Consider the following 9,004-nt stretch of genomic DNA (forward strand, 5'->3'; position numbering starts at 1 on the left):
GCTCATTGGGTGTGTTGAAGATATACGACATTTACAACAACCGGACTCTTACCGCCAGAGCTTAGAGAAATCGACCTTTCAGAATCGCCCACAAGCGATTATTTTTAACGAGCCTGGGCTTACACCTAGGCTTTTTTATTGTTTAACGTTGATTAATGCCGGTGACATATTGGTGATATTTTTTCAGGAAAGAAAAAAGCATAATCCGCGTATGTGTGCGAGCGAACAGAACAAATAATTCAAAGGGTGCAACATGGTTTTAGGTCAACTTTTCCCCATCAGAAAGCTTGACCTCTCGGCCTTTGCTTCCCTTTCTAGTGAAGGCCGGGTTTTCATAACACTCCCTTCTTATAAGACGCGTTTTGTTTCCTCCTATTACACTCAAAACGCGCCTCTTTTTTCTTCACTTTTTGCGACCTATAACCCAATCAGACCGAGCCCGGCGGCATGATACAAATAAATCATTTCGTCAATGTTGAATAAAGCGCAAGCAAGGCATTTTTGTTGGCATATTTGTTGGTATAAATAAAATTCAAAAAACATAGATTGCTACATACAAATAGTTTCAGAGCAAAAGGCGTATGACACCGCCCCGCCACCGGTTCAGGATTCATGCAGTTTAAATCCCACAACCCATAAATTCCCGTCAATCGCACCAGTCAAAAATCTCACGCTTCCGTTTTAAATCCGGTTTGCTGTTTCGGTATTATTGGCTACGGACGCGGGATATTCGCTACTGAAATTTTATCCGGTTTATTATTGATCAAAGACGGGCATTACTTGATGTCAGCAGGGAATTTCCAGTTCATTTGCAATCGCCAATCCGTCTGCCTGTGTATGTGTGATCTATTTCCATGGGTTCCGAGTCAGGCATTTTCATTTTGATAATTGCGGAACCTTTATAGTTGTCCGAGTTGAAGATAATTCTTCCCGCGCCATTCATTTTCAGCTCGCCTTTGCACTTCATTTGCCATGAAGCATCATTACCGATAATTTTATAATCGAAAAATTTGCAGGACTCATGCACAGCAATGGGCGGTTTTCCTTTGGTTTTATCATTGACGCAAATGACATCTTTATGGATAGGCATCGGCGTCATGATGTGAGGCATTATGGTTTGCGTGGTGACTTCCCACTTGCCTTTCGGGAATGGCTGCGCATGAGCGCTGAATGCAATCAATAAAGTAATGATTGATATCGCATAATTAAGAACATGCTTCATTCGCTTTCCTCATAACGCCGATCAGAAATGGCAAGGCCTATAGTGCAACAACCCTTAAAAACTGCCCATGAAATCGCCTTTGCCGACCTCCAGTCCATTGTGCCGCAGAATCGCATAAGCAGTGGTGACATGGAAGAAGAATTGCGGCAACCCATAGTTGATCAAGTAATTGTGTCCAACCATTTTTTTCTCTTTCGGTGTGCCCGGACGCAACACGATATCACGCGTTTCGCTGCCATCGAACTGCGCGGGTGTCAGGCTTTCGATAAACGCTAACGTCTTAGCGATGCGCGCCTGTAAATCGGCGAAAGTCTGTTCATTATCTTCATAAGCTGGTACCTCAACCCCCGCCAGCCGGGCTGATACGCTTTTAGCGAAATCCGCAGCCACTTGCACTTGGCGGATCAAAGGAAACATATCGGGATACAGCTGGGCGTTCAACAATACGGCCGGTTCAAATTTTTTTGTGGCGGCATAGGCTTCCGCTTTGGTCAAAATGGCGCTTAAGCTGGTCAGCAGTTGCTTGAAAACGGGTATTGAGGTTTTGTACATATACGAAGTAGTCATAAAAATATTTTCCTGTTAATGGTTAAACGCGATGTCGTGTGATGGTATTCAGTATCTCATGATTATGCTGGATTGCGTGCGCACAACCATTGCACTACCGCCAATAACCGGCAAACCCAGTTTAAAGCCAAGAAAATGCGAGTGAACAGGAATGCTGTATAGTACTTAAACCGAAGCCAGCTGGCACTTCTTGCTATAGTGGTTAACTGCTTGAACGGAGCCCCAAACCATGACAAACATTGAATCGGATGTATTTTTCCACCTTAACCGGCTGGTACCAGACTCTAACAATCCCAGGACGATCGGCTGCAGCTGCGTTGCTGACCGAAGATAGCAAACGAAATGACAGGTTCTGCGTTTTCTCCTTTCAAACATCGCATTTTCACAGTGCTATGGATTGCCACACTGGTTTCAAATATCGGCACGTGGATGTTCAATGTCACTTCCGGCTGGGTGATGACCGGATTATCCTCTTCGCCTTTCATGATTTCGATGGTACAAGCGGCAACGACCTTACCGGTTTTCCTTTTCGCCCTTCCCGCCGGAGCACTGGGCGATCTTTTTGATCGCCGCAAACTGCTGGTGTGGACACAAATCTTTCTGGCAGCTGTGCTGTTGCTTTTTACCGCACTGTTATGGACCGGCAGTGTTACGGCTTGGACTCTGTTGCTGTTTACTTTCATTATCGGCGCCGGATCGGCTTTTGCCATGCCCGCATGGCAGGCCATCGTGCCCCGTCTTGTGCCGCGCGACACATTAAGTTCCGCCATTGTGTTGAATGGCGTCAGCATGAATATCGCCCGCGCCATCGGTCCGGCATTGGGTGGTTTTATTCTGGCCGCAGCCGGCGCCGTGACGACAGCTTTTCTGGATGCCATTTCCTATCTTGCCGTCGCAGCAGCATTGTTATGGTGGCGCGCGAGCACCACCCAAGACGACGCATTGCCACGCGAACGCTTGGCTGGCGCGATGCGTGCCGGTATTCGCTTCGCTCTACATAGCGAACCGCTACGTCACACCTTGATCCATGCGTTGGCTTTTTTTATGTGCGCATCCGCTTACTGGGCATTACTGCCACTGATCGCGAAGGATACATTGCAAGGCGGCCCCAGCCTTTACGGTATTTTATTGACTGCATTGGGCATTGGTGCGGTTTCCGGCGCATTTTTGCTGCCTGTCATGAAAAAACATTTCAAGGCCAACACGATCATAATGGTGGCAACAACGGTAACCGCACTGAGCTCCATGCTGTTTGCCTATGGCGGGCATGCGGTGACTGGCATGATCGCCGGATTGACTGGCGGCGTGTCATGGATCATGGCGGTTTCGCTGTTGAATGTTTCCGCGCAAATGGCGCTGCCGGATTGGGTCCGCGCCCGCGGACTCGCCATTTTCCAGATGGTGGTTTTTGGTGCGATGGCAGCGGGATCGCTCAGCTGGGGGCAAGCAACGGAAATCATCGGCTTGCCGGAAGCATTGACCGTGTCAGGATTCTTGGCGCTGCTGCTGATCCCGATCACGGCGCGATTCAAACTCAATCTGGGCGAACACCATGACTATACGGCGTCCGGTCATTGGTCCGACCCCGCGCCGGTGATTCCTATATCGCACGATCACGGCCCCGTGCTGGTGATGCTGGACTATCGTATCGACGATGCGGATCGTGCTGCTTTTTATTTGCTGATGCAGGAACTGGAAATGACCCGCCGCCGCGACGGCGCCATTCAATGGGGATTTTTTGAGGATGTCGAGGATCATGGGCGATTCATTGAGATGTTCACGGTCGAATCCTGGGTTGCGCATTTGCGCCAGCATGCCCGCGTATCGGTGTCCGACAAGTTGCTGCAAAACAAAATTTTCGCCTTACATCGCGGAGAAAGCTCGCCACGTGTTACCCATGCGGTTGCCCCGCATACCGGCGGCCATCCGAAAACAATCCCCAAAACACATCACGATTTATAAAAGGGGAAAAACCACGGCAAGATCTGAGATTTTGGTTGTGCAGTGAAGATAGAACCGCAGCGGCTATTCTCAATCATGGTTTTTCCAAGCAGGAAAATCTGAGTAATACCGGTTGGCAGAGCAATCACCTGCGCAAAGCCGGTGATTGCTTAACCCTATAACTAAGAACTAAGGTTTTGCTGGTTGTAACTTCAACATCATAGGTTGCAGACGTTTGATTGTGGAAGGCGCAAGCTGGTCTTTGATTTGCAACGATTTAACCGCCGATGCCGGAGCACAATTCGCCACTTCGACCAATTTCACCACCAGCGGATTGAAAGTCACATCCACGCCGGTATAACTGCCAGCATCGTCACCATCGCGATCGCCGCGGAATTTGAATTCCTTCACCGGTCCACTTGGGCCACCACCCTGACGATCATCGTTATGATCGGTGTCAATATAATGTGCTGAGCTTTCTAGACTGCTGACGATACTGTCAATGCGCCAACCGGGGGGAGCCGTATAGTAAGTATCGTTGCGTTCACCTTCGGCAGTAGTCCAATCGCTCCGTGTTTCTTGCGCTTTCATCCAGAGCCGTAAGTTGACGCGCGTGCCTTGGATACTCCAGGTTGCTTTAGCCCAAACTTCCGGGCCATGACCACCGAATTCCTTATCACCTCGGGTATGAGGCGGTGTGAACGATAAATAGGTGTCGCGCGCATACGTTTCGGTTTTTTCCCGGCATACCGGTGTCGCGGGCTGAATGACCGCAATGCTGGAGATAGGACGATTTTGCCATTCCAACGTGAGACGATCGCTGGTTTTGGATAAAGGAACACCGTTGGCACCGAGGTTGAGGGTCATGTGATAGTGCGTCAACCGGTCCAATTCGGGAGAAACATCCAGTGTTCTCGAGGTGTCATGCAGCGTGACTTTGATCGGTGTGGTATCGAAATCGTAGCCAAAAAATTCCAGCTTATTGCGGCGGCTTGGGTCCAATGCCATATCCACAGCGGCCGGAACCACATGACACAATGCCGGTTCAACCGGCGGGATCGCTTGATGCATCAGACGTGCGCGAATCCTCACCAAAGCCTGCCGCACACGCGTACCGATGAAATCCACATTACAACGCAATTCATCGCCGGTAGCGGCTACGCTGCGATTCAGCACATCCGAGACTTCATTGCGCACCGTGGATTGCGCATCGCTCGTCAACTTCGCGGTGGTATCCTGCAATACCGCTTGCCACGACGAGGAATTCCGGTCCAAGGCATCGATAGCGTTATCCAGCGTGGCAACGGTATCACCGGCAACATCGCTGACCTTGTCGGTCAACTTGTCGATTTTATCGCCGATGCTGCAACCCGAGATCAGAAATGGCACAAGTATCATGCTCCAAATGCACAGCTTATGGGTTCGATAAGATTTTTTTGAAAAAATTGTGGTCGCTGACATGCTGTTATTCTCCTTTGTAGTGTCGATAAACTCGCATTGCTACTGCATGAAATCGGTATTGCCGATACCGCATTTCACTATATAGCGATATCTCAAATTAAAGTCAAACATGAATGACATTGCCTAATTCCTTATCTCATCTATATTTTTTTCAATCCAATTCATTGCGTCGATTGCGCCATCTGAATGACCGGCTGCGCGCCCGATTCCGATAACAACACGGTCATCATATTGGTGACCAGCACTGCGCGTTGATCGGGTGTCAGCGTAACGATTTTTTTATCTTCCAGATTCTTCAACGCCACCTCGACCATACCGACCGCGCCGTCAACAAGCTTTTGACGCGCCTGCACCACCGCTTCCGCCTGTTGACGTCGTAGCATGGCATTGGCGATTTCCGGCGCATAAGCGAGATGGGCAATTTTGGCTTCTTCAATCACAATGCCGGCCACTTCGACGTGTTGCTGTATAGAATCACGCAACAGCGCGGCAATGGCATCCAGATCGGTGCGCAGGCTTTTGCGCTGCCCTCCTTCGGCCGCGTCATAGGCGTGACTGCTGGCCACTTGACGCACGGCGGATTCGCTTTGGATTTGCAAATAATTCAATGTACTTTCAACATCGAACACAGCCCTGGCGGTGTCCTGCACCCGCCAGGCAATCACGGCGGCAATTTCAATCGGACTGCCACGCTCGTCATTGACCTTCAGCACCGGTGTATTCCAGTTATTGATCCGTAAGGACACGCGAGTCCGGTTATAAAACGGATTCACCCAGAAAAAACCGCTCTCATTAACTGTTCCGGCATAGCTGCCGAAAAAAATCATCACCGCTGCTTGGTTAGGCTCGAGTGTGAATAGTCCTTTGCAGCAAAAGAGCGTGATCACCAGCAATGCTGCACCGGCTATTAATTTGACAGGACCACCCGGCGTGGCCACTAAAAAAACCGCGAACAGTATTGCGGGTAGCAATACCATCAGCATCAACCACCCGTTGGTGCCGGAAATGATTTGTTCGTCTGTGCCGATTACACTGCTGCCCGATTTCTGATTCACATTCATCCCCTTTCAATTGATCCATTACTAGCAAAATGTAGCGATGATTCAATGCAGTGTCAAACCTGATCAAGAATAATAAATCGATAATACTGAGTATAAAAGTGTGGTGTGATTGGCGAGAAATCGTACTTCCAGTCAATATCGCTTCAATTTGATTCTTTTTGATCGGCGTACTGGCGATATTAGATTGTTTCTGTGATATTCTCGAACCTATCCGTTCAAACCAAAAACATTTCCGGCTATGGATATCTGCTAACGTATCATGTTTTTGTAAAGAGTTATGCGATAAACATCACATCAAGCAATAAAAAATTTGTGCAATCCAATGAAATTAGAGGTAATGTACTAACTCTAAGAAATTGAACACGATTCACGCGCAGAAAAAGCCCCTCTATCCGGTTTAACAACTGCATCTGGGCAAATTAACTTTCATTACATTAAAATATTTCAGCTTATATCCGTTAACACTCGCTTGCATCAGCAACATATCAAAAATCAATATAACGAGTACTTCGCTATGCGTTCAATTATCATTGGATTGTCTGTGATATTTTTTGCTTTATCCGCTTTCATTACGTATAAGGCCATGAATTTCCAGAGTTACACAACTGCTTATTCATATTTAAATGACCCATCCGACTTGACGGTTATACCGGCACCGCCACCCATGCCGGCACCTCCGGTTGCAGCGCCCTCTGCGGCAGCCGAAACCTTGACTCAACCAGGTGGTGATTCGGAGGCCGATAAGGCTTTCGCTACAGAAATGCAAGAGGTCATCACACAGCTTGAGAATAAAGTGGCAACGGCGGAAGATAAAATAGCCGGTATTAAGACGGTCAATCCCGATACGCAATCGCGCACCGTGACAGTATTTGGTGGCAAAACATTCCGCTCCGGCCAGGATGTGATACAGGATGTTGCTTATTCCGCGATTGAAAATCTCGTGCAGGAAATATCCGCATTTCCAAACAGCCGTATTCTCATCGAAGGCCATACCGACAATATACCGACAGGTAAATCCGGCAGTGACAATATGGATTTATCTTTGCGCCGCGCTAAGGCGATTGCCAATATACTGGTTTTACACGGCATATCGAAAGATCGGATATCGGTTACCGGTCACGGTGATACACATCCGATAACTTCCAATAATACCGAAGAAGGTAGAGCCAAAAACCGCAGAGTTGAAGTAAAACTTTTGCCGCAAGAGGGAGCCAATTAATGCACATGTATTCGCAGCACTTTAACCTCAACCGACTTCCATTCGAGAATGTACCCGATCCATTGTTTTTTTATGATCACGGAGATCATGCCCGGATCCGTAAACAAATATCCGGATCTTTGCTCAGCGGACGTGGCTTGATTGTTGTCACCGGCCCGATCGGCTCCGGGAAAACAACATTGAGTCAGATGATCAAGTCCGATTTTCCCGAAAATATCAAACTCATCTGGATGGCCGAACCGCCCGCGAATAGCTCGGATCTTTATTTATTTCTGGCGCAGGAACTTGGAGTACAACCGACTTCGGCGGAAAAAACCTTCGTCATGCGGGATATCCGGAATGCATTACTAAAAATCAATGCGGAAGGAAAAAAATCCTTAGTCATTATGGATGAATCCCATCTGATGACGGAAGATGTGATCAACGGTATTCGCTTGCTCAACAATCTTGAGGAAGGATCAACCAAACTCATTCAGCTACTGCTTCTCGGTCAGGAAGAGTTGATGGAAAAGATCAACCGGCCTGAGATGGCGCCTTTTAAGCAACGGATCGCAGCGCTGGAAACACTGGGAAAGATGAATGTCGACCGGGTGTTACAGTACATCAAACATCGCATTCAAGTGGCAGGAGGAACACCTGAGCTCATCTCGGATACCGGATGGGAAGCACTCACGATTGCGTTCGGCTCCGGAGGAACGCCACGGACCATCAATTCACTCTGCGATCGATCGCTCAATGTTGCGTATGAACGCAATAAAACCATCGTTGATGCACAGGATGTGTATGAAGCCACCCAGCGAATGGGTATGATAACCGACGTATTTCATTACATTATTTTACTCAACAACCGGGAAAGAAAGAATCAGGAAACACACTCACCCGCAACCGGTACTGTCGCGCAAGAATCAACATCACCCGCGGTTGAAAAAGCTCAGCCCGCTGCGCACACGGTCAAAAAAACCGAACCAAAAGTAAATCCGGAAGTCAGCAGCAGTGAGTCTCTGAACATTCCTGAAGAAAAAATCGAGCTATCCGAACCTTCATATGACGATATTGCGAAAGTAATCAAGGCTAAATACGATCAGAAAGGTTTGATGCTTTCCATGGTAGTCCTCGCTCTATCGATTACTGCGTTTATAGCCAGTGTTTTTTTCTTTTGCCATCGCTCCGATTCTTCGGGAGTGCTCGACTGCCTTCGTAACTTACTGGGCCTTTGATCAACATTTCACACGCATCAACCCGAGTCCAAATAAAACCAAGCCCGCTCACCAAGCGGGCTAATAATTGATCCTGACCTGATCGAAACTTAATCGCGCGAGCTGTATTTCTTCCCGCGCACGGTAAAACTTAACAAGCTTAGTCCAGCACGTGACCCCAAACATTAGAAACGATATTGGTAAATAAGGGATCATCGACTCGGCTTATAGAAAGAAAACCACCCATACTGTGAAGTGGCGCCATTAACCTGTACAACCTAAAAGCGAAGTTAAGCTCTGACAAGGCGGGTTAATCAAGCTCAGGCAGCCTGATGAA

Annotated in this window: 8 protein-coding genes; 4 read left to right on the forward strand and 4 right to left on the reverse strand. The window is 48.1% G+C overall.

The window, feature by feature from the left end; all coding sequences use genetic code 11:
• On the forward strand, positions 1-238 hold a 238-nt coding region (locus ABD07_RS14835), incomplete at its 5' end, for a hypothetical protein (RefSeq protein ID WP_205010706.1).
• 567 nt (positions 239-805) lie between these two features.
• On the opposite strand, the gene ABD07_RS14575 is transcribed toward ABD07_RS14835, so the two are convergent.
• Both ABD07_RS14575 and ABD07_RS14580 read right to left on the reverse strand, forming a co-directional pair.
• Positions 806-1,222 (reverse strand): DUF3617 domain-containing protein, encoded by a 417-nt coding sequence (locus tag ABD07_RS14575; protein ID WP_160818899.1) that lies wholly within the window; start codon positions 1,220-1,222, stop codon positions 806-808.
• Positions 1,223-1,276: 54 nt separating this feature from the next.
• Positions 1,277-1,789, reverse strand: coding sequence for a DUF1993 domain-containing protein (locus ABD07_RS14580; protein WP_160818900.1), 513 nt, complete (start codon positions 1,787-1,789; stop codon positions 1,277-1,279).
• 342 nt (positions 1,790-2,131) lie between these two features.
• On the opposite strand from ABD07_RS14580, the gene ABD07_RS14585 reads away from it, so the two are divergent.
• Entirely contained in the window at positions 2,132-3,751 is a 1,620-nt protein-coding gene (locus tag ABD07_RS14585) for an MFS transporter (protein ID WP_160818901.1), read from the forward strand.
• 168 nt (positions 3,752-3,919) lie between these two features.
• On the opposite strand, the gene ABD07_RS14590 is transcribed toward ABD07_RS14585, so the two are convergent.
• Together ABD07_RS14590 and ABD07_RS14595 are read right to left on the reverse strand one after the other, a co-directional pair.
• The gene (locus ABD07_RS14590; RefSeq protein ID WP_338040597.1) at positions 3,920-5,119 is read right to left on the reverse strand and encodes a hypothetical protein; all 1,200 of its coding nucleotides are present in this window, start codon (positions 5,117-5,119) and stop codon (positions 3,920-3,922) included.
• Positions 5,120-5,352: 233 nt separating this feature from the next.
• Entirely contained in the window at positions 5,353-6,246 is an 894-nt protein-coding gene (locus tag ABD07_RS14595; RefSeq protein ID WP_205010707.1) for an SPFH domain-containing protein, read from the reverse strand.
• A 670-nt stretch (positions 6,247-6,916) separates the two neighbouring features.
• On the opposite strand from ABD07_RS14595, the gene ABD07_RS14600 reads away from it, so the two are divergent.
• Together ABD07_RS14600 and ABD07_RS14605 are read left to right on the forward strand one after the other, a co-directional pair.
• Complete coding sequence (locus tag ABD07_RS14600) at positions 6,917-7,471, forward strand: OmpA family protein (RefSeq protein ID WP_240142589.1); 555 nt, start codon at positions 6,917-6,919, stop codon at positions 7,469-7,471.
• The gene (locus tag ABD07_RS14605) at positions 7,471-8,688 is read left to right on the forward strand and encodes an ExeA family protein (RefSeq protein WP_160818903.1); all 1,218 of its coding nucleotides are present in this window, start codon (positions 7,471-7,473) and stop codon (positions 8,686-8,688) included. The genes ABD07_RS14600 and ABD07_RS14605 overlap by 1 nt, the downstream gene beginning before the upstream one ends.
• Positions 8,689-9,004 lie beyond the last annotated feature (316 nt).

The sequence above is a fragment of the Nitrosomonas oligotropha genome (genome assembly GCF_009833085.1).
GTDB lineage: Bacteria > Pseudomonadota > Gammaproteobacteria > Burkholderiales > Nitrosomonadaceae > Nitrosomonas > Nitrosomonas oligotropha.

Bases quoted from the DNA above. Each gene is read 5' to 3' on its own strand.
- ABD07_RS14580 (WP_160818900.1), bottom strand. From the start codon at position 1,789: ATGACTACTTCGTATATGTACAAAACCTCAATACCCGTTTTCAAGCAA.
- ABD07_RS14605 (WP_160818903.1), top strand. From the start codon at position 7,471: ATGCACATGTATTCGCAGCACTTTAACCTCAACCGACTTCCATTCGAG.
- ABD07_RS14600 (WP_240142589.1), top strand. From the start codon at position 6,917: ATGCCGGCACCTCCGGTTGCAGCGCCCTCTGCGGCAGCCGAAACCTTG.
- ABD07_RS14585 (WP_160818901.1), top strand. From the start codon at position 2,132: ATGACAGGTTCTGCGTTTTCTCCTTTCAAACATCGCATTTTCACAGTG.
- ABD07_RS14575 (WP_160818899.1), bottom strand. From the start codon at position 1,222: ATGAAGCATGTTCTTAATTATGCGATATCAATCATTACTTTATTGATT.